The 21,505-nt window shown below is 55.6% G+C and carries 20 protein-coding genes; 4 read left to right on the forward strand and 16 right to left on the reverse strand.

What is annotated here, in order from left to right; genetic code table 11:
• Window positions 1-24: 24 nt before the first annotated feature.
• Entirely contained in the window at window positions 25-669 is a 645-nt protein-coding gene (locus tag R2K28_RS04865; protein ID WP_116447689.1) for a Crp/Fnr family transcriptional regulator, read from the forward strand.
• A gap of 245 nt (window positions 670-914) precedes the next feature.
• Here the strand turns inward: R2K28_RS04865 and R2K28_RS04870 are convergent, their stop codons facing one another.
• From R2K28_RS04870 to R2K28_RS04890, 5 genes are read right to left on the reverse strand one after another with little or no spacing between them, the layout of a single operon-like run.
• Entirely contained in the window at window positions 915-2,312 is a 1,398-nt protein-coding gene (locus R2K28_RS04870) for an FAD-binding oxidoreductase (protein WP_316368250.1), read from the reverse strand.
• Between the two features lie 3 nt (window positions 2,313-2,315).
• A complete protein-coding gene (locus R2K28_RS04875) occupies window positions 2,316-2,897 on the reverse strand; it encodes a BON domain-containing protein (protein WP_316368251.1) in 582 nt (193 codons plus the stop codon).
• A 44-nt stretch (window positions 2,898-2,941) separates the two neighbouring features.
• On the reverse strand, window positions 2,942-3,529 hold the full coding sequence (locus tag R2K28_RS04880) for a phosphoheptose isomerase (protein WP_316368252.1): 588 nt from the start codon (window positions 3,527-3,529) through the stop codon (window positions 2,942-2,944).
• Window positions 3,530-3,559: 30 nt separating this feature from the next.
• Entirely contained in the window at window positions 3,560-3,922 is a 363-nt protein-coding gene (locus tag R2K28_RS04885; protein WP_116448021.1) for a YraN family protein, read from the reverse strand.
• The gene (locus R2K28_RS04890; RefSeq protein WP_316368253.1) at window positions 3,919-5,916 is read right to left on the reverse strand and encodes a penicillin-binding protein activator; all 1,998 of its coding nucleotides are present in this window, start codon (window positions 5,914-5,916) and stop codon (window positions 3,919-3,921) included. Before R2K28_RS04890 ends, R2K28_RS04885 begins: the two co-directional genes overlap by 4 nt.
• A gap of 51 nt (window positions 5,917-5,967) precedes the next feature.
• On the opposite strand from R2K28_RS04890, the gene rsmI reads away from it, so the two are divergent.
• The gene (gene rsmI / locus R2K28_RS04895) at window positions 5,968-6,810 is read left to right on the forward strand and encodes a 16S rRNA (cytidine(1402)-2'-O)-methyltransferase (protein ID WP_316368254.1); all 843 of its coding nucleotides are present in this window, start codon (window positions 5,968-5,970) and stop codon (window positions 6,808-6,810) included.
• A gap of 81 nt (window positions 6,811-6,891) precedes the next feature.
• Window positions 6,892-7,512 (forward strand): outer membrane beta-barrel protein, encoded by a 621-nt coding sequence (locus tag R2K28_RS04900; RefSeq protein WP_316368255.1) that lies wholly within the window; start codon window positions 6,892-6,894, stop codon window positions 7,510-7,512.
• Window positions 7,513-7,681: 169 nt separating this feature from the next.
• On the opposite strand, the gene R2K28_RS04905 is transcribed toward R2K28_RS04900, so the two are convergent.
• From R2K28_RS04905 to R2K28_RS04955, 11 genes are all read right to left on the reverse strand, one after another.
• Window positions 7,682-8,125: an Hsp20/alpha crystallin family protein gene (locus tag R2K28_RS04905; RefSeq protein ID WP_116449193.1), complete on the reverse strand. Its 444-nt coding sequence runs from the start codon at window positions 8,123-8,125 to the stop codon at window positions 7,682-7,684.
• 175 nt (window positions 8,126-8,300) lie between these two features.
• Window positions 8,301-10,427: a YgiQ family radical SAM protein gene (locus tag R2K28_RS04910; RefSeq protein WP_316368256.1), complete on the reverse strand. Its 2,127-nt coding sequence runs from the start codon at window positions 10,425-10,427 to the stop codon at window positions 8,301-8,303.
• A gap of 87 nt (window positions 10,428-10,514) precedes the next feature.
• On the reverse strand, window positions 10,515-10,835 hold the full coding sequence (locus tag R2K28_RS04915; protein WP_316368257.1) for a hypothetical protein: 321 nt from the start codon (window positions 10,833-10,835) through the stop codon (window positions 10,515-10,517).
• Window positions 10,778-11,203: a hypothetical protein gene (locus R2K28_RS04920; protein WP_316368258.1), complete on the reverse strand. Its 426-nt coding sequence runs from the start codon at window positions 11,201-11,203 to the stop codon at window positions 10,778-10,780. The genes R2K28_RS04915 and R2K28_RS04920 overlap by 58 nt, the downstream gene beginning before the upstream one ends.
• On the reverse strand, window positions 11,204-12,823 hold the full coding sequence (locus R2K28_RS04925; protein ID WP_316368259.1) for a hypothetical protein: 1,620 nt from the start codon (window positions 12,821-12,823) through the stop codon (window positions 11,204-11,206).
• An 89-nt stretch (window positions 12,824-12,912) separates the two neighbouring features.
• Window positions 12,913-14,310: a tetratricopeptide repeat protein gene (locus tag R2K28_RS04930; protein ID WP_316368260.1), complete on the reverse strand. Its 1,398-nt coding sequence runs from the start codon at window positions 14,308-14,310 to the stop codon at window positions 12,913-12,915.
• Window positions 14,307-15,335 (reverse strand): vWA domain-containing protein, encoded by a 1,029-nt coding sequence (locus R2K28_RS04935; protein ID WP_316368261.1) that lies wholly within the window; start codon window positions 15,333-15,335, stop codon window positions 14,307-14,309. Before R2K28_RS04935 ends, R2K28_RS04930 begins: the two co-directional genes overlap by 4 nt.
• A complete protein-coding gene (locus tag R2K28_RS04940; protein ID WP_316368262.1) occupies window positions 15,328-16,368 on the reverse strand; it encodes a VWA domain-containing protein in 1,041 nt (346 codons plus the stop codon). The genes R2K28_RS04935 and R2K28_RS04940 overlap by 8 nt, the downstream gene beginning before the upstream one ends.
• Window positions 16,361-16,840, reverse strand: coding sequence for a DUF4381 domain-containing protein (locus R2K28_RS04945; protein WP_116447624.1), 480 nt, complete (start codon window positions 16,838-16,840; stop codon window positions 16,361-16,363). The genes R2K28_RS04940 and R2K28_RS04945 overlap by 8 nt, the downstream gene beginning before the upstream one ends.
• Complete coding sequence (locus tag R2K28_RS04950) at window positions 16,841-17,752, reverse strand: DUF58 domain-containing protein (protein ID WP_316368264.1); 912 nt, start codon at window positions 17,750-17,752, stop codon at window positions 16,841-16,843.
• A 21-nt stretch (window positions 17,753-17,773) separates the two neighbouring features.
• Window positions 17,774-18,730 (reverse strand): AAA family ATPase, encoded by a 957-nt coding sequence (locus R2K28_RS04955; RefSeq protein WP_116448065.1) that lies wholly within the window; start codon window positions 18,728-18,730, stop codon window positions 17,774-17,776.
• 663 nt (window positions 18,731-19,393) lie between these two features.
• Here R2K28_RS04955 and typA point away from each other — a divergent pair.
• Window positions 19,394-21,205, forward strand: a complete 1,812-nt coding sequence (gene typA, locus R2K28_RS04960) for a translational GTPase TypA (RefSeq protein WP_316368265.1) — start codon at window positions 19,394-19,396, stop codon at window positions 21,203-21,205.
• Window positions 21,206-21,505: the final 300 nt, after the last annotated feature.

Genomic DNA, 21,505 nt, shown 5'->3' on the forward strand with positions numbered 1-21,505 from the left:
GTTTAGAGAGTATATAATACGATTATGATTGAGAACGTCTCCATCTTCGAGGGTATGGCGCCAAGTGATCTGGCAGTGATTGAGCAACGGATGGTTCGCCGGACCTATCCAAGAAACACCATTATTCTTTCTGAAGGGGATAATAGTGATTCACTGTATGTCATCCTCAGTGGCAGAGTGAAGGTTTACCTGAATGATGAAAATGGCAAGGAGGCGATCATCAACTATCAGGAAGAGGGTGAGTATTTCGGAGAACTTTCGCTGATCGATGATTACAAACGATCAGCTTCGATCATGACCATGGTCAAATCAACCATGGCTATTATGTCCAAGCAGGCATTCCATCAGGTGTTAAAGAGCAATCCCGATATTGCCATTCATCTGTTGAAGGATATGGTGCAGAGGGTGAGAAACTTGACCGATGAGGTCAAGAGTCTGGCCCTTTCGGATGTCTATGGGCGGCTGAGCAAGACCCTTATGAGCCTGGCGACGGAGCGGGATGGCATGCTGGTGATAGAGGGTCACGTCACTCAGCAGGAACTGGCAAATCGGATTGGCGCATCGCGGGAAATGGTCTGTCGTATCTTCAAGGACCTGGTCAAAGGTGGTTATATCACGACCAGCTCCAATCAGTTCACCATCAACAAGCAGCTGCCTGCACGCTATTGAGTCGCCCGCCAGGCAAAACCCCCTGAAACGCAATGCGCTGTTTTACAGATAAACAGCGCACTCTTCCTGTGTGAACTATTCACTCTCAACGCTAGCTGCAAAACCTTACTCTATCGGCATAGAGAATTTATTCTCATTGGAGCCAAAGATTGCCGCGTACCGGCCGCTAAGGATTTAAAGGGGGGTAATGCCTCCATTTTGGGTAGCGCTCTCCGTTTCTACGGAGAGTGTTTTTTTTTACCCATTTAAGACTCTGTATCGGGAAATCCGATGCCAGGGTTCAGGATCAGATGTGGGTCGAACTGACGTTTTATCGCACGCATCAGATTTAGCGATACTGGCTCGATCTCCTGTTCCACGTATTCCCGCTTCACCACCCCAATACCATGTTCTCCAGATAGGGTTCCACCCAAACTCAGTACCAGACTGAAAAGTGATTTCAGGCAGTATTCACCGGCTTCAAGCTGCTTCGGATCATCAGGGTCCAGGAGTAGGTTGACATGGATATTTCCATTGCCTGCATGTCCAAAATTAACGATGGTGATGCCGCTCTCCTGGGATAGATTTTGCAGGGATTCGATCAGTTTTGGGATGCACGAGACAGGCACCACCACATCTTCATTGATCTTCTTTGGTGCGATATTTCTCAAGGCGGGGGAGAGGGCCTTGCGTGTTTTCCAAAGGCGCGCGACCTCTTCCTGGGTCTCGGCCGTGTGGATCTCCAGCAGACCCTCCGTCTGTGCTGCACGGGCCAATGCATCGGTATCCTGCCTGATACTGTGTTCCGAGCCGTCGACCTCGATCATTAACAAGGCCCCAACCCGGCTGTCGAGTCGTAGATCGGAGAATCCTCTAACCATTTCCAGTGCGGCACCATCCATAAACTCCAGTGCGCAAGGAATGACCGGCTGGCGCATGATCGAAGAGACGGCGTTCGCTGCGCTGTGAATATCTCTGTAGCTGGCCTGAAGGGTACGCTTGGTTTGAGGTTTGGGTGTCAGTTTGAGGGTTGCCTCGGTAATGATTGCCAGGGTGCCTTCTGAGCCGATCAACAGTCGAGTAAGATCGTAGCCGACAACCCCCTTGGTGGTCCTTACCCCGGTAGTGATCGAATCACCACTGCCGGTAACCGCCTTCAGACCGAGGGTGTTGCCGCGAGGTGTGCCATATTTTACTGCCCGTGGACCAGCTGAATTGTACGCCAGGTTGCCACCGATGGTGCAGACCGCTGCGCTGGACGGGTCCGGTGGCCAGAAAAAGCCCTCTTCGCCAATATGATCCTGCAGCTGCTTGTTGGTCACACCTGGCTGTACCCGTGCCAGTCTGTTCTCCACATCGAACTCGAGGATGCGGTTCATGCGTTCAAGGGAGAGAACAATACCGCCCTGCTGAGGAACAGTGGCGCCGGTGGTACCGGTTCCCTTACCCCTGGTGACCAGAGGTATCCGATGTTGATGGCATAACTGGGCTATGGCAACGATCTGATCATGCTCCAGGGCGAACAGTACTGCCTCAGGGGTTGCCTGCAGACGGCTGTTGTCATACCCATAGGGCAGGCAGTCAGCGGGATCGGTAAAAAGATTGTCTTCGCCGACGATTGCCTTGAATTGCCTGATTAGGCCGCTATCGAGATGGGTGTTCAAGGGTCAGATATACTCGAAGACACGCACAACGCGACGTACGCCACTGATATGACGAACCACATCGGTAACGGCATCCGCTTCCTGTTTGGTGATCAGTCCCAGCAGAAATACTGTCCCTCGTTCTGTAACCACCTTCACTCTGAGTGGATCGAAATCGGGAATCCTGACCTTTGCGAGCCTCAGCTTGACCTCCGTGGTCAGGGCGGCATCACGGCTGTTCTCAACCAGGGTGGATGTGCTGCCTATCTCAATTTCATTTACGACCCGGCGCACCCGGTCAATACTGGATGCCAGCTGTTCGGCCTTACTGCGCAGCGCTTGATCAGCCGCCTGACCGGTCAGTAGTACAACCAAGTTGTAGCTGGTGACATGTATACTGCTCTGTTGTTTGAATCTCGCATCATTGGCCATCGAGTCATAGACCTTAAGTTCGATGCTCTGGTCCTCGACAATGGTGCCAGTAGTGCGTCTGTCATGGGCAACCGCCGCGGTGGCGGCCGCACCCCCTACAACAGCTGCAGTGCAGCCCTGCAGAATCAGTATGGTGATGCAGATGGCAAGCAGTGGAGCGATTTTGTTTTGCATGACCTTCCTCAGAGAGTAAAACCTTAAAAATGATTTGTAGTACATTAGCTTCCTAGTAACTGATGATCCACGAGATCGCAGAGGCAGTGAATAATCAAAAGGTGGGTCTCCTGAATTCGTGCAGTGACATCCGATGGAACGCGAATTTCGACATCTGCTGGAGCCAGGAGTTTCACCAGTTCGCCGCCGTCACGACCGGTCAAGGCTACGATATTCATGTCCCGCTCGTGGGCTGATGTTATGGCGCGATTGACATTGCTCGAATTACCGCTGGTGGAAATTGCCAGCAGCAGGTCATTCGGCTGACCGAGGGCCTCGACCTGGCGTGCGAAGATAGTGGAGAAATCCAAATCGTTTGCGATAGAGGTGACCGTCGAACTGTCTGTGGTGAGTGCAATAGCCGGCAGCCCCGGTCGATCCCGTTCGTAGCGGTTGAGCATCTCTGATGAGAAGTGCTGAGCGTCGCCCGCCGATCCCCCGTTACCGCAGCTGAGCACCTTGTTGCCTTCAAGCAGGCGGTTGAATATCAATTCGGCAGCATCACCTATGGGCTGAGTCAAAAGTGGCAAGGCATCAATCTTGGTCTGAATGCTCTGATTGAAGAGCATATGAATTCGCTGTGTATTGGTCATCACGCTGCACCTTGGCTTCGTATCATATGGCTACCAGGCGATCTGAATCGCATTCTTTATCCACTCGATAGGTGTTGATCCCGAACCGTTGAGTGCAATAACGTCAAAACGACAGGCACTATCAATATGCTTCATTTGAAGATATCGATTTGCGGTGTTGAGGAGTTTTCGCTGTTTGCCTGCAGTCACTGTTTCCAATGCGCGACCATAATCGTTTGACTGGCGAAAACGTACCTCAACAAAAACCAATGTCTGAGCATCGCGCATTATCAGGTCAATCTCACCTGTTTTACAGCGAAAATTACGTTCCTGAAGTCTAAGCCCTTTGCTTTGCAGGAAGTCGAGCGCCTGCTGTTCCGCCTCTTGTCCATATGCCAGGTGATTGGCAATCATGGCCGACTGTCCGGTGGGGGTAGGGTGTGATCAGTCACCGGGGGCATCCCATCGGTCGGGGGTGCTAAGTAGCCTGATGATCTAGGGGTGTCAAAGGTCTGTCCGCTGCTGCCGGGCCGCTCCATGCGCGGGGCGTAACCGCTGATCTTGGCCGATCCATTCTCCATGTCCGCCCAGGCGAGGAGTCTGTGGAGCCGGTTGCTCTGATCCAGATAGAGGCTGCCACTCTTACCGCTGAAGGTACGGCCTGGTTGAGTCTGTAAATCCTGCAGCTGAGTCAACAGATTGTAACTGTCGATGCCCATGGCGAATAGTCGGGCGTAACGCCCCTTGACGCCGGGCATGAGCTTTTCCAGATTGTTGCGTGACAGTGGTCCACCCTGGCCCTCTTCAAATAGCCAGGGTGTATCGACAAAACTGATTTTGCCCAGATCCCGGTCAAGGTCTGCCTGATTCACCCCGGTGTAGATATGCGAAGTGGATAGGATCGGCAGGTTGCCGGCATGAAAGAATCTCAGTTGTGGTCTTAGTTGCCTGGCTTTCTGGGGACGAGCGGCGAGAAAGATAAAGTCAGCATCCTTGCGTGCGCGGGATTCCGTCTCCAATTGACGCCCCAAGAGTTTCTTCAGGGCATGGCTCCTTGCTTCACTCTCATTGATGTTGAGCAGCATGCGAATCGGGGAGGAGAAGTCATTCTCTTTGGCATTGTAATGCTGTTGCTCCATCACCTGTCCGCCCAGATCTGACCAACGCTGCTGGAAGCTTCTGGCGATGCGCTCGCCCCAACGCCCTGTGGGAGTCAAGATAAGTGCGGTCCTGTGACCCTCCAGCCAAGCGCGCTCCGCGGCCTGGCGTGCCTCGTCTTCGGGAGCGAGGCCGAACTGAAACAGGTTTGGGTGATAGAGTTCCACATCATCAACCTGGTTCAGGGCCAAGATGGGGTTATCCAGATGCTCCAGACCGAGTAACATCCTGACCGCATCCTTATTCAGGGGGCCGACGATCATTTTCGCCCCTTGCAGTAAGGCCTGTTGATAGATATGCAGGGTATCTTTCAATTCACTGCTGTCGTAGAACTGCAGGGTGGGTCTTTGTGGCGCCGGTTGCTGATACCAGGCGGCCATGAAACCATCTCTAACGGCCGCCGCTACTTTTGCGTAGGGCCCGCTGCGGGGAAGCAGAATGGCGATATGATCTTCACTGCTCAAGCCCTGTTGTTGCAGATATCCGGCGAGCAGGGGTTGTAATGCGGGGTGTTGGGGAAAACGATCCCGCCATGTGGCCAATTGGGTGCTCAATTCAGTTGCATCGGTGATCTGCAGCTTGATGATCTTGGCCAGTTCCATCCACCCGATCAAGGTGGCGGGAGGTTGAGGCTGCAGCATACTGAGAGCCGTGTCGGTCATACTCGCCAGGGTCTGCACCAATAACTGTTGGATAGCCAGCCGCGACTCTTCGTCCTGCTCCAACAACAGGTCGAGCACATCGAGTTCACTCGCACTTTCCAGGAGGTTTCCCGACAGGCGGAATATCTCCGCCATGTTTCTGTGATAGTGCTGACGCAGGATTAGCGGGGCATCCTTATCCGGTGGCGGTTCCATCAGATTGAGAGCGGTTTCGATATCCCCCTCAGAAACAGCGATTTCGGTGCGGAGCATGCGCCATTTCAGGACGAAGTCCGGGTCACTATCAAAGGATTGAAGCTGCTCTATCAGTAGCAGGCTCCTTGTCTGATTACCCGCCTTGAGCCAATACTCGGTGGCTTCCAGCAGCAGCCATTCACGCTGGGGTGATAGGCGTTCACTGGCCAGGGATTCGAGCTGTTGTGCCGCTGCGGCATACTCGCCGCTCTCCAGCATCAGCTCAATCTGAAGCCTGACATGCGCCGGTAGCTCCAGGGGTTCAGCGGGAGCGATCTTGGGAGTGGTCGTACAACCCTGCAATACAAGGAACAAGACGAGAGTTAACAGCAATAAGCGTCGATCAATTTGCATGGTTCGATATCTATGGCAGGATGGTGCGTCCATTCTACATCAGGAACAGTTGTGTCAAAGGGCGTACTTTACGTTGTTGCTACACCGATCGGCAATATTGAGGATATTTCCCAGCGCGCACTGGATACGCTGCAGCAGGTCGATCTCATTGCAGCAGAGGATACACGACATACCCGGCCATTACTGAAACACTATGGCATCAATACCCCCTTGCGCGCATTTCATCAATACAATGAACACGCCCAGTTGGAACAGTTGCTACAGACCATCGATGGGGGACAATCGATCGCCCTGGTCTCCGATGCGGGGACACCATTGATCAGTGATCCCGGCTTTCCGTTGGTCAGGGAGCTGATACAGAGAGGTGGGCGTGTGGTCCCCATTCCGGGTGCCAGTGCATTGACCTGTGCGCTTTGCGCATCCGGACTGCCTACCGACCGCTTCCTGTTTGTCGGTTTCCCGCCACGCCAGGCCGGTCAAAGACGCTCCTGGCTGCAAACTCTGGCGGATGAGGTCTCCACCCTGGTGTTTTATGAATCGAGTCACCGGGTTGTGGAATCTCTCACGGCCATGGCAGAGGCATTCGGTCCTGAACGGGAGGGGGTGATTGCCCGGGAAATGACCAAACTCCATGAAACCATTCTCAGGGGAAGTCTGGACAGGCTGGTCGAGCAACTGCAGCAGGATAGTGATCAGCGGAGAGGGGAGTTTGTTATTCTTATCAAGGGTGCCGACAACCCGTCCGGGGAGCAGGTTGAGGTCGATGTCGAGCATATGCTGATCACACTGTTGGCGGAACTACCTCTCAAACAGGCTGTCGCATTGGCATCCCGGGTCTCAGGCATTAAAAAAAATATTCTTTATAAACAGGCGCTTAAGATATCAGGCGACTAAGATGTGATGTGATGCCAGGTAATTTTCACTTTTCTTAACAATAATTACCCGTATAAGTCGTTTATCCTGATTTTTGTTGCCATGTACAGAGTCGCTTTTTTAACAGTCTGGTTGTCCCTGGTCGCGGGCTCATCGAGTCTATGCGCAGCCGGTGATCTTGAATTCACCCCATTCACCGGGCACCGGTTCGGTGGCTCTTTCGAACTCGACAATCACTACCAGGGTCTGGATGTGGAGCACGCCGCGGATTGGGGTTTTACCATCAGCCAGGCTGCCTCCGATTCGACCCGTTACGAGTTTCTCTACAGCCACCAGGACTCTTCCCTGGCAGATTCCACCGATCCGAATAATGCGTTCGGTCTGGATATCCACTATCTCCATCTTGGCGGCACCGTGGATGTCTCACCCTTCGATCATGCTGTGGACAAGGTCACCCCCTATATCACCGGTGGTCTCGGAATGACAATCATGAATCCCACCCATAGGGATTATAACGATGAAACCCGTTTCTCACTCAGTGTCGGGGGTGGGTTGAAATGGTATCCCACACAGCGGCTGGGTATACGTTTTGAGATGCGCGGTTACAGTACCTTGATCGACTCCAACGAAACCCTGTTCTGCAATCCTGGATGCAACCTGCAGATCGAGGGTGATGCCTTTCCCCAGTTCGAAACCAATCTGGGCCTGATATTCAGCTTCTGATCGCTACCGCCCCGATAGATCACTGATCCTACCCGGAGCTATTGGCTCATGGATGGAATGCCTGGGGGTGAATCCCATGCCTGTCTTGAAGTGGCAGAAGCGATAAAAAAACCCTCTCGGTGATGAGAGGGTTTTCAAAATTAGCGTCGTCTAAAAAAGACCCAATGCCTTAATGATGCACCTCAATGCGTTTTGGCTGTTTTTCCGCTGTCTTGGGGATGATGACCTCAATCACACCATCCTTACCGCTTGCCTGAACAGCCTCTGCATCGGTGTTATCCGGCAGTGAGAAACGACGATAGAAGATGCCGTGGGAGCGTTCGATGCGTCTGAAGTTCTCTTTCTCTTCGGTCTCTTCAAACCTGCGCTCACCGCGGATCGTCAATACACCATTCTCCATGGTGACCTCGATATCTTCCGGTTTTACACCCGGAATATCGGCTCGAATGACATACCTGGCATCCTCTTCCTTGATATCCACCGCAGGTGCCCAATCGCCTCCTACTACGCGAGAGGTATCGTCATCTCGTTGCAGGAGCGGGTGGAACGCACGGTCGATCTCCTGACGCCAATCTTCCATTGTGCGCCATGGGTCATAACGTGTGATGTTCATGATATACCTCCTTCATTACTACCCGTCCCTACTATGAATATGGTCCCATCATGCGCTTTTTTCAAGCCGTTTATAGGGATAATTGTAAGGTGATAATTGGGTGTTTAACATTCTGTAAATTAACAGGAAAAGTAACCTGAAACGGGTTGGCGGGCAGGGCTCGGGGCGAAGCGGGTTATTTGTGTCTTTGGCGGGCTCTTTTGATCCGGCTGGTGCTGTTTTTACCCGCTACCTTGCTTGATCGTTTTGCGTGACTCGGACGCGCTGGACGCTTTGTTTCTGATGCGTCATGTTCCATTCTTGGCTGCCATTTGGGGACAAGGTGTCGCTTGCCATTGCCAATCAGATCCTGGCGGCCCATGCGGGTCAGGGTTTCCCGCAACAGAGGCCAGTTCTTAGGGTCATGAAAACGGAGCAACGCCTTGTGCAACCGCCGTTGCTTTAAACCTCGCGCCACACTAACCCGCTCGCTGTTGCGGCGGATCTTGCGCAACGGGTTGCGCCCTGTGTGGAACATGGCCGAGGCGATGGCCAGGGGGGTGGGCAGGAAGGCCTGCACCTGGTCGGGACGCAGGTCGTTGCGCTTCAGCCAGATGGCCAGGTTGAGCATGTCTTGGTCGCTGGTCCCTGGGTGGGCGGCGATGAAGTAGGGGATCAGGTACTGTTCTTTACCCGCCTCCGCGGAGTATTTGTCGAATAATTTTTTAAAGCGGTCGTAGCTCTCTATACCCGGCTTCATCATCATGCTCAGAGGGCCGGACTCGGTGTGTTCCGGGGCGATCTTCAGATAGCCCCCCACATGGTGGGTGACCAGTTCGCGAATATACTCCGGCGACCGAATCGCCAGATCGTAGCGCAGTCCCGAGGCGATAAAGACCCGTTTGATACCGGGCAGGGCGCGGGTGCGCCGATAGAGCCGGAGCAACGGCTGGTGATCGGTATTGAGGTTGCCGCATATGTCGGGGTAGACGCAGGAGAGGCGGCGGCAGGCCGATTCGATCTTCTTATCCTTGCAGGCAAGCCGGTACATATTGGCAGTAGGGCCGCCCAGGTCGGAGATAATACCGGTGAAGCCCGGTACCTGATCACGTATTGCTTCCACCTCCTTTACCACCGAATCCTCCGAGCGGCTCTGGATGATGCGCCCCTCATGTTCGGTGATGGAGCAGAAGGTGCAACCGCCGAAACAGCCGCGCATGATGTTGACCGAGAAACGGATCATCTCCCAGGCCGGGTTGCGCGCATTGCCATAGGCCGGGTGGGGCTGGCGGGTGTAGGGCAGTTCGTAGACCCGGTCCAGCTCATCGGTGGTAAGGGGGATCGGCGGCGGATTGAGCCAGATGTCCCGCTTGCCATGGCGCTGTACCAGGGCACGGGCGTTGCCCGGGTTGGTCTCCAGGTGGAAGACCCGGGAGGCGTGGGCGTAGCAGACCTCGTCCTCAACGACCTGGTCGTAGGAGGGGAGGCGCACCACTGTATGGTTCCGCTCGAGCCCGGCCGGGCGTTGATGTGGCGTGAAACGCACGACCTTGGATTCGCAGTCAGGCTCCGCCTGGTAGGGATCGGGGTGATGCGTCTTGGGGCCTGGCTTATCGAGATGGGTGGAGTCGATCTCACTCCACCCCTCGGGCAGCCCCTGGCGCATCAAGCCAGTACCCCGGATGTCAGTGATCCCCCCGATCGGTTCCCCGGCGGCCAGCCGATGGGCCAGCTCCACGATCGCCCGCTCCGCGTTGCCATAGATCAGCAGATCAGCTTTCGAATCGGGCAGTACCGAGCGGCGCACCTTGTCCGACCAGTAGTCGTAGTGGGCGATGCGGCGCAGGCTCGCCTCGATGCCGCCGATCACCACCGCTACCCCCTTATAGGCCTCCCGCGCCCGCTGGGCATAGACGATCACTGAACGGTCGGGGCGTTTGCCCGCCTGCCCGTCGGGTGTATAGGCATCATCGCTGCGGATACGCCGGTCGGCGGTGTAGCGGTTGACCATGGAGTCCATGTTGCCGGCGGTGATACCAAAGAAGAGATTGGGTTTTCCCAGTTGGCGGAAGGCCTCGGCGCTGCTCCAGTCGGGCTGGGCGATGATCCCCACCCGGAATCCCTGGGCCTCCAGCAGACGTCCGATCAGGGCCATGCCGAAGCTGGGATGGTCCACATAGGCGTCACCGGTGACGATGATGATGTCGCAGCTGTCCCAGCCGAGTTGATCCATCTCTGCCCGGCTCATGGGCAGCACCGGGGCGATACCGAAACGGGCGGCCCAGTAGGGGCGGTGGTAGAAGAGGGGGGTGGGTCGGGACATGGGGGCGGATTATACCCTGCTTTGACAATGCTTCGCTGGTATTAAGTGACACGAAAAGTAGTTGTTTCTAAAACAGGGAGCGTCATGTCACGCCACGCCAAGTATCCATCCCTCAACCTGGGCGACAGGATATTCACCGGGCAGCATCACTGGCTTCAAGAAGTCATCCAGACGGTCATCCAGATCCGTTTGCCGCAACCAGGCCGCCGCCGCATAGGCATCCTGCTGGTCGGGTGTGCGGTCATCGCGGGGAAAGCCCTTGCTCCACAGGGATGGATAGACCTCCACCAGGGCCGACTTACCCATGGGAATCTCCCAGCCGTCGAATGGCCAGAAGTGGATGCGTTCCCCTAGCCGCAGGCGCAGATAGCGTAGCCAGGGAATTCCGGCATGGGTCGACTTGGCCACCGACCCCGGCACATCGAAATGAAACACCGACTTGGCCCCGGCCCGCACCTCGGTGATACGCCGCCAGCGGGTACTGCCGGATCGGGATTCTCCGGCTCCAGTCGATGCACCTCGAAATAGCGCAGAGGAAAGGAGAAGCTGTGGTCGATGCCGACCAGGGTCGATTCCTCTTCCGATAACCGCTCGGCCAACCACTCGGCGAGACCACGACGGGTCCAGTATTTACGCTTGCCGGGCGGCGGCGGGACCTCCTCTGGCAGCTCCTTGGGAGTGGCCTGGTAGACACGTAGCCCTTTCAGACTACAGTTGGGTGTTTTTGCGCCGGAGTAGTCGATGCCGATGTAGCGATTGAAGCTAGTTAACCGCATTTACGGATTAAGGCCTGGCAACAGAACTCTGCGATCGCTTCTGGCCCTGGAAGATCGTCGTGGCCATAGTCTCAAACTGGGCCTGATCTCATGTTTGAAGGCCTCTTTCCAGCGATCGAAATCGAGTTCGCTGTGGCCATAGATCGCCTGTTCCAGTTCATGGATGAGGGAGTGGATGTTCCCTTCCTGGGCCTTGGGATGGAAGTCGACGATATGGGTGCCGATGACACTGAAGGGGACATTCGGTGGCAGGCTGAGGTGCTTGTTGGCGAGAAATCTCAGGGTGTAGCCCCATACCTCCGGGTCTGTCTCTTCATCCACGAAGCGGACACAGAAGTAGAAGCGCACCGAGAGGGGCAGCATGCCAACCAGGTTGCGGCGCCAGCGCTGCCAGTGGGTGGCCGGGTTGAGCACGGCGGTGGTAGTACGCAGTTTCGCCCTGAGGGGTGAGAAGGCCGGCGCCATCTGACGCATCGGGCGCTGTAGAAAGACCACCAATGGGGCCAATGGTGAGTGTTGTGTATCCCCTTTTCTACGGTGGGAGATCCAAATCGCAAGCCAGTAACCGAAGATCACGCCGAACATCACCGCCAGGGGTATCCAGAATGCTGAAGAGGCGCCGGCGGGAAACAGGGTGCTCTCTTCATCGGAGCCAAAAAAGTCGTCGGATTTACGCGTACCGCTGACAGCGATTGGATGCAGTGGGATAGAGGCGCGTTGTGGACCATGAATGCGGGTATTCCACCAGTTCACACTCAATTGGGGGAGTTTCAGATCGCCGCCGTATAGGGGTACCAGGGTAAAGGTCTCCAGGCGGCGGCTGACGAGCTTGTTGTTGCGCTTGTTGAGGGTGGTCTCTACCCGACTCTGATCCCGATAGACGCGAAAGGCATCGGTCTTCAGTTGCTGTTCAAGACTGGGAAGATGCTCAGCCACGATGCCGATGGCATCGATTTCAGTCGTCAGGGTAAAGGGTTTGCCGGCAGCGGCTTTGAGCTTTTGCGGCAGTTTGATTTTCAGATCGAGCTGTTCCACAGGCAACCAGGGGGAACTGGTCGGGTCGGCTTCCCTGATCTCCAGTTGTGGCGGGTTGTTTATCGATACATCGAATGACCTGTGGCCCCGACTGTATGTGGCTAGCTGTTCTTCTTCTCCAGTGATGCTCAGTGTGGGAAGCTGATACAGGCCTGCCTTAAGCGGAGTCAGGGTGAAATAGAAATCGTTTACGATCTCCCTTTTCCCATTCCGGGTACGGGAGTAGGTAACAGGGCCCTCAAGCTGCTGCAGGATAAAGTGGTCATTCTGGGGTATCTGTGGCGTTGCCGTGCGTAGGTTGTTTTGACTGACGACACTGATTTTCAGCACCACATTCTGCTGTATATAGGGGCTTTGCGTGGAAAGATCGGTTTCGATCTGTGGCGCCTGGGTCTGAGGAGCATAGTGGTTTTGCGGCGAATACCGGGGATATTGACTGCCGGGCCAACCCCCATAGGGTGATTGGGTTGTTGCTGGTTGAGTTTGAGATGGGGTGCCGGACTTACGATGATCAGGTGGCGCAAAATTCCACTGCCCGGGCGGCATCCCCTGCCATGGTGAGTTGCTTGGGTAGGGGTTGGCCATGACTGTGCAATGCGCTGACAACAAGGTCAACAAGATTATCGCTAGGCCCATGGGGCCCATGATTTTCCGGCGCCTGTAAGGTGGCTTTATCACCAGGGTCTTGTCTCCGTGTCGCGGCCGCCTCGGCTACGCAGGTATTTATACTCTTCCAGCCTGAACTGTTGTTGCATCAGTTGCGCTGGGTCCCCCTCAACTTGATCGAGCCACTGCTCCATCAATGCATTGGCACCGCTCAAGCGGGTTTTGTCACTACCGCTGCCCTCGGTTTGGTCCTCTCCCTCTTGGGATTGGGGCTGGTCGCTTTGATCCACCCGATCCACTGCATCCGCTCGGGCTTCGTCTTCCGGTTGGACATGACGTTCACCGCTATCCCGGCCCAGTTCGTCATGCCGGGGTGATCCAGGCGCCTGTTGCTCTTTATCTTCTCGCTTCGCTTCGAGACTAGCAGACTTTTCGTTATCTTGTTCGCCCATTGCCTGTTGCTCTCGTTGGGCTTCCTCCTCCTCTCCTCTCTGCTCATCGTCCCTGGTCTCCATACCCTCGCTTTTGTCCTGTTGCTGTTTTTGCTCCCCACTCATTGCTTGCTGATCAGTCGCTGACTCACTGCCTTCCTGTTGCTCGTCCTTCTCCATCTGATCACCCGACTCACTCTCTTCATCCTGATCCTTGCTGCCTTTATCCGACTGCTGCTCCTGGTCTCCGGATTGCTCTTGCTCGTCCTGTTTCTCACCGGACTGCTGCTGTTGTTCCTCTTGCTGATCGCCGGACTGCTGCTCTTGTTCCTGTTGCTGATCGCCGGACTGTTGCTCTTGTTCCTGTTGCTGATCGCCGGACTGCTGTTCTTGTTCCTGTTGCTGTTCCCCGGACTGTTGCTCTTGTTCCTGTTGCTGTTCCCCGGACTGCTGCTGTTGTTCTTCTTGCTGCTCGCCGGATTGCTGCTGCTCTTCTTCTTGCTGTTCCCCGGATTCTTGCTGCTGCTCCTCTTGCTGTTCCCCGGACTGCTCCTGTTCCTCTTGCTCCTCACTCGATTCCGACTCCTGTTGTTCCTTCTCGGATTCCTGATCCTGCTCTTTTTCCTCTTCCTCCTGTTCTTGATCTTTTTCCTGCTGCGCCAGCTTCTCTCTCGCCAGGGCCAGGTTATGGCGTGCATCGGTATGATCCGGATCCCCTTCCAGCACCTCCTGGTAGGCTTCGATGGCGCCCTGGTAGTCCTCCAGTTTGTAGCGGCTGTTACCCAGGTTGTAACGGGCATCCTGCTTCACCTCTTCCCTCTCTACCTGGCTGAAATTCTCGCTGGCAGCCTGGTAGTCACCGGTGCGATAGTTTGCGACACCCCTGCGGTAGGGATCTGCAAACCCCTTGGCCGCCTCATCGTAATGGCCCTGGTTGTAGTTCTCTGCTGCCTGTTGCTCCTGGTTCAAAAACCAATTGGCCCCGACCAGGGCGGGAGTAAAAAGCAGTATCATGGAGAGATAGACCACCTTCATACTTGGGTCTCTCCCGTTCGGCGGACTCTGAAGCGGTTCAGCAGGAATAGTAGCAGAGGAAAAATCAGCCAGTAGAAGCGCTCATTCCAGACCCGCGTCTTCTCCTCCGTGGGGGTGGGTCTGCCAACCTCCCCGCTGGCGAGTTGCAATATATTGCGACTGTCCTGATCTCGAAAGTCCGCACGTTGAAAGTATCCCCCCCCTGCCAGAGCGAGTTGTTGCAGCAGGGGTTCATTGAGTCGGGATTCAATCAGCTTGCCGCTGCGCTCTCTCATCAATTCACTCTGGCCAGCACGGGCGGGTACCGGACCACCCCCGGTCGTGCCTATTCCCATGGTGTGCAGGACGACCCCCTGTTGGGCGAGTTTCTCGATCCGCGGCAAGAGTCCTGGTTCATCAAAATCACCATCGCTGATCAGCAGGATAGTGCGTGCATTCCCGCTGCCCTCACTGCCGAGCAGCTGCTCGGCACGTTCCAGGGCGGCGATCAGACGACTGCCCTGGAGATTGGCCAGCTCCGAGGAGACCGCCGGCAGGGCGTTGAGAATACTTTGACTGTCCTCGGTGATCGGTGCGATCACATGGGGCACGGTTGCGAAGGCGATCATGCCGATACGCAGCTCCTGATTCAGCACGACCAGGTCCTGCACCTCCTGACGCGCTCTTGCCAGGCGTGATGGGGGCACATCCGCCACGTTCATCGAGCGGGAGATATCCATCAGGATGACCAGATCACTGGCCGGCGAGAAGGCCTCGATATCGGTGTAGTCCCAACGGGGACCGGCCAGGGCCAACACCAGCAAAATCCACAACAAGCCCCAGCGGGTGAAACGACTCCAGCGTTCATCCACGCTGAGTTCCCGTACCCCGGTCAGGTGTGGCAGCAGGTGGTCATCGGCATAACGATGGATAGGGCCTTTCGCGGGGCGAACCACACTGTAGATCAACCAGCCAAGCACCGGGATCAGCCCAAACAGGGCGAACAACCACTCCGGGCGGGCGAAGTGAAACAGGGATTCAGGCATACCCGCCCCCTTTCAAACGTCGCTGCCTGCCCTCGGGATAGATGCCCAGTATCAGCAGCAACAACAGTGCAACGCCGAGGGGCCAATAGTAGAGGGGTCGGGGAATGAATACGGTACGGGATTCGGCCTCGGTCTTTTCCAGCTCATCGATGTGCTGATAGATCTTTTCCAGGGCCGCGGTATCGGTTGCACGGAAGTAGGCGCCATCCGCGGCCTCCGCTATCTCACGCATCACCGCCTCATTGAATCCCAGGTCGGTGCGGGTAGTGATGCGGCCATTCTCCAGGATGGGCACCCGTTCCTTATCGCTGCCAACCCCTATGCTATAGATTCGGATGCCTTCCTCTGCCGCCAGCTGGGCGGCCTTCAGGGGTGGAATGGTACCCGCGGTATTCTCACCGTCAGCGATCAGCAGTAGCACCCTTGAACCTTGCGGTCGTTCTCTGAGTTTTTTGATACCCAGACCCAGGGCGTCACCGATGGCGGTTCCGTCACCGGCGATGCGGGGAATCACTTCCCCCAGCAGACTGCTGACTGCTTTGCGGTCATAGGTGAGCGGGGAGAGTACGTAGGCCCGGCTGCCGAACACCACCAGGCCGAGACGATCCCCCTGCCGTCCCTCGATGAAGTTGGTCACCACACCTTTCACCACCTGCATGCGACTGACCTGTTCATCGTTGAGGGTGAAATCGAGGGCGTTCATGGAGTGGGAGGCATCCACGGCCAGCATCAGGTCATAGCCCGCGGTGCGGTTTTCGGTATAGGGTTCAAGCCATTGGGGGCGCATTACTGCCAACACCAGGGCCAGCCACAGGAGATAGAGCAGCCAGCTGTGCAGACGGGCACTCAGGGGCTGGCGGGGTTGGCGAGTGTGAAAGGCGTCCTGCAGGTGGGCCAGGCTTGGATGGAGCAGGGTGGTCTGCATTCCCTCCACCGATTCGTGTTGCTCCCGGGATGGACGGGGCCAAAAGTGACGTATCAACAGGGGCAGCAGCAGTAACAGCCCCATCCAGGGCCAGTGAAACTCAAACATGACAGGCTTCCTCGCTGACCCAATGGATGGCGGCATCGATCAATTGCGCCAGCTGAGCCTTATCGGCACCACGCTCGGGCGGGGCATAGGGCAGCACCAGTAGGATCCGGCCTTTTTCACGCCACAGAAAGCCGGTGGAGTCGTTGCTCTGCAGCCAGTCGAGCCAGGCCTCGTCGGTGAGGGCGGCTGTCTCCTCCCGGCCGCAGCGGGCGATGGCGATGCGTCTCAGAAGCTCGGAGAGTTCACTGGCCACCTGTTTCGCCGGCTCGCGTTTCATGCGTCGACGCAAGGCGAGAAGGCTGCGCCGTGCATCCTGTTGCCAGCGTCCCAGTGGATAGAGCCTGCGCCATCTGAAAATGAACCAAATCAACACGCCTGTCAGGAGTATCAGTGCCAACACTAGCCACCATCCTGGGGCGGGTGGCCACCAGGGGGCTTGATCGATGCCTCGAATGTCGCGTAGTGGATCCATTCAACGTCTGCCAAAATGTTTCGCCAATCCATGGGAGAGGGCCAGATGGATCTCTTCATTGGTGGCAATCGGCATCAGGGGTATGCCCAGGGCATTGGTCAATTGGGTCAGGGTCTGGCGGCGCTTATGCCAGGTCTCTGTATAGCGCGCTCTGGCCTGATGGTCACGGGTGTCGATCTCCATTGCGTTGCCATCGGGGCCGACAAAGGTGATCTGTCCCATATCGGGTAGCTCCTTGTCAGCGGGATCATCCACCGGTACCAGTACCAGGGTATGGTGTTGACAGAGTCGCCCCAAGGTCTGTTTCAGGTCCTGGATCTCACGATTCATGTCGGCGATGACAAAGATCAGAGAACCGGTTGCGGTGCCCCGGTCGGCCCGCTGCAGAGCCTCGGAGAGGCAGTCGATATGGGGCTGCTGAGTGGTGCCTTCCTGTGTCAGCGCATGCAGCAGACGCCATAAGGCACGACGATCCTTGGTGGGACGGAAGTACTGCATCCCCAGGTTTCTATCGCCAAACAGCATACCCCCGACCCTGTCGTGCAGTTTGGATGCGGCCCAGCCAAGCAGCGCAGCCGCCTTGGCAGCCTGGATCGATTTGAATGTGCCGCGTGTACCAAAGCTCATGTGCGGGCCTCTATCGATGCAGAGCACCACACTGCGTTCCCGCTCTTCACGGAATATCTTCAGATGGGGCACGTTGGTGCGGGCGGTGACATTCCACTCCATGTTGCGAATATCATCCCCTTCTCGATACTCCCTCACCTCTTCAAAATCGAGGCCGGTGCCACGAAACACGGAGGCATAGAGACCGCTGAAACTGGTATTTACCAGATGGTGCGAGGCCAGGCCCAGGGTATGGGCTTGATGACGTAGCTCCAGCAGATCATCGATATGGGGATAGAGGCTCATGCGAATACTAAGCCCGGTTGGCTAGGGGATGGCAACCATGTCCAGCAGGCGGGAGAGAAAATCGTCGGTGGTGATCCCTTCCGCCTCCGCTTCGAAGGTCAGCAGGATACGGTGGCGTAAGATGGCCGGTGCCACGGCCTGAATATGGTGGGGCGCCACGAACTCCTCGTCGTCCAGCCAGGCCTTTGCCCGTGCGCATCGCGCCAATGCGATACTGGCCCGGGGAGAGGCACCGAATCGGCACCAGCGGGCCAGATCCTTGTCATAAGCCGAGGGATTCCTGCTTGCCTGAACCAGGTCGACGATATAGCTGTTGAGCTTAGGATCGAGATAGAGTTCGGCCACCTGCTGGCGAATGGAAGTCAACTTCTTTTGTGTCAATGGCTTATCTGGTGGTGTGGGTTTCTGCTTTTGCTGGGCGCTGTCCAGGTCCAGAATCTTGAGTTCCTCATCACGATTGGGGTAATCCACATTGGCCTGCATCAGAAAGCGGTCCAGCTGGGCCTCCGGCAGGTGATAGGTGCCTTCCTGTTCAACCGGATTCTGGGTCGCCAGCACCATGAAAAAAGCGGGCAGAGGGTAGGTTGTTTGACCGACGGTGATCTGCTGCTCTCCCATCGCCTCCAGGAGTGCCGACTGTACCTTGGCGGGCGCCCGGTTGACCTCATCCGCAAGCAGGATGTTGTGGAAAAGGGGGCCCTGACGGAATTCGAACTCCCCCTTCTCATGGCGGTAGATATCGGTGCCTATGAGGTCGGAGGGTAACAGGTCGGGGGTGAACTGGACGCGGTGAAAATCCCCTTCAATGGCCTCTGCCAGGGCCTTCACGGCGGTGGTTTTCGCGAGTCCCGGCAATCCCTCAATGAGCAGATGACCGTCACTGAGCAGGCAGATCAACATACTTTCGATAAAGTTTGTCTGACCGATGATACGCGAAGCCAAATGTTCGCGCAGCGGAGCAAGATCGGATGAATTCATGAGTGATTCTACTTCATTTATTGCTTGTGATAATTCGCGCAACACGAGGTATTGATCTGGTTTCTCAATCCCGGCTTTATGTTTGCTCAGGTTGCGTCGCAATCTATCCTGTCCATATTCGATCCAGAGTGCAAGCTTTAGAAGAAGTCCAATCTATTTGATTATTAGCAACTGTTTATCTAAGGCCCGTTGATCCTTAAGGGATTCCTGCTGATAGACCAATCTTTTTGCAACTGAATTAGCTCCTCGTTAATGGATAACCGCGTGCTGATGCGACAATGAAAACTGTGCACATGCGGAAAGGCCGAGGGATTGGCTCGGGCATATACCTATTTATAGGCTGGGGATAAGGCATTCATGTTTATCTAACTATATGTTTATTTTATAGAAAAACAAATTGTTCACTTTTTTTACGATTTAATGAAACTCCCCGTTCTATTGGGCTTTGATGGAGATTTTCAGGATTTATCAACAATGTTATCCACAGCGCATGTGGGTAATTCTGAAAGTTATGAAATGAAAGGGGGTTGTCGATAGAAGATAACTATTGTCGTTTAGATTGTTCTCTAATCATCTGAATTAAATAGCATTTAAATTAAAAAACGACAATTTCCACAGGCAGGGTATAATCCGCCATCTTTTTACTCTGTATAGGCAGTTTCAGTGATTGAAAACCTAAGAAATATCGCCATTATCGCGCATGTGGATCATGGCAAGACCACGCTGGTGGATGAACTGCTGAAGCAGTCCGGGACCCTGGGTGAGCGTTTTGGCGATGTGGAACGTGTCATGGACTCCAACGATCAGGAGAGGGAAAGGGGTATCACCATCCTGTCGAAGAATACGGCCATCCGCTGGAATGACTATCGAATCAATATTGTCGATACCCCCGGGCATGCGGATTTTGGTGGCGAGGTTGAGCGGGTGTTGTCGATGGTGGATTCTGTGTTGCTGTTGGTGGATGCCCAGGAGGGTCCGATGCCCCAGACCCGGTTTGTCACCCAGAAGGCCTTCAAGCATGGCCTGCGCCCGATCGTGGTGGTGAACAAGATCGATAAGCCTGGGGCGAGGCCGGACTGGGTCATCGATCAGGTGTTCGAGTTGTTCGACCGTCTCGGTGCAACCGATGAACAGCTCGATTTTCCCATCGTCTATGCCTCGGCCGTGAATGGCTACGCGGGACTGGAGAGCGATGTGCAGCAGGGGGACATGCGGCCGTTGTTTAAAACAATTGTCGATCACTGCCCGCAACCCGATGTGGACCCGGACGGCCCTTTCCGGATGCAGGTCTCAAACCTGGACTACAACAGCTATGTGGGTGCGATCGCAGTGGGCCGGGTGACCCGGGGTACCATCCAGCCGAATCAACAGGTCAGCGTGGTGAAATACGATGGCGAGCAACATCGCGGGAAGATTGGCATCGTCTACGGTTACCTGGGTCTGGAACGTTTCGAGGTCGATCAGGCGAGTGCCGGTGACATCATCGCCATCAGCGGAATGGAGGCCCCGAATGTCTCCGATACCCTGTGTGATCCTGAGCATGTGGAGGCGATGTCCCCACTGACAGTGGACGAGCCAACCGTATCGATGACCTTCCAGGTGAATACCTCCCCCTTCGCCGGGCTCGAGGGCAAATATCTCACCTCCAGACAGCTCAAAGAGCGCCTCGAGCGAGAGCTGATACACAATGTGGCGTTGCGGGTCGAGGAGGGCACGGATCCGGAGAAATTCAAGGTCTCCGGGCGGGGTGAACTGCACCTTTCCGTGTTGATCGAGAATATGCGTCGTGAGGGCTATGAACTGGCCGTATCCCGACCCGAGGTGATCTTTCGCGAAGTGGATGGTGAGGTCTGCGAACCCTATGAGCAGCTGACTGTGGATGTGGAGGAGAAGGACCAGGGCAGCATCATGGAGGCATTGGGCGCCCGCAAGGGTGAGCTCAAGGATATGGTGCCGGATGGTAAAGGCAGGGTCCGCCTCGACTACATCATACCTTCACGGGGACTGATCGGATTTCAGACCGAGTTCATGACCACCACTTCAGGTACAGGTCTGATCTACCATGTTTTCGACCACTACGGCCCGACCCAGCATGGGGGGATAGCACCGAGGAAGAATGGGGTTCTGATTGCCAATGGTCAGGGCAAGGTGCTTGGATATGCCCTGTTTAATCTCCAGGAGCGGGGCCGGCTCTTCTCATCACCCGGTGATGAGGTCTATGAGGGACAGATCGTGGGCATCCATTCACGGGAAAACGACCTGGTGGTGAATCCGCTGAAAGGCAAGCAGTTGACCAACATACGCGCCTCCGGAAAGGATGATTCGATTATCCTGACCCCCCCGCTGCAGTACAGTCTCGAGCAGGCGCTGGAGTTCATCGAGGATGACGAACTGGTCGAAGTCACCCCAGGTGACATCAGGTTACGCAAGAAGCACCTCAAGGAGTTTGAGCGCAAACGTGCGTCGCGGGAGTAGATGCGCTAGTCTAACCATTGACCCTGGTTTGGATGGCTGGTGAGTCTAAGATATTGTAAGTGGGGCCAAAATAGAAGAAGCCCAACCGCAATCCTTGCAGTTGGGCTCATGGTCGTCGGCTTGGTTGGCTAAGCTTTTCGTCCCTGTGCTCTCCTGAGCTGTGTGTCCTTTGAAGTTCATCCCTGATGACGACAACTTAATATTGACACAAAATGTAACTTTTGCTGTGGGATTCCGCACACATTGTTTGTGAGATTTTTCTCTAATCGTTGTAGGATTTTTCCTACACGACGGTCAAGA

Origin of the sequence: Candidatus Thiodiazotropha sp. CDECU1 (assembly GCF_963455295.1) — a bacterium.
Classification (GTDB): Bacteria; Pseudomonadota; Gammaproteobacteria; order Chromatiales; family Chromatiaceae; genus Thiodiazotropha.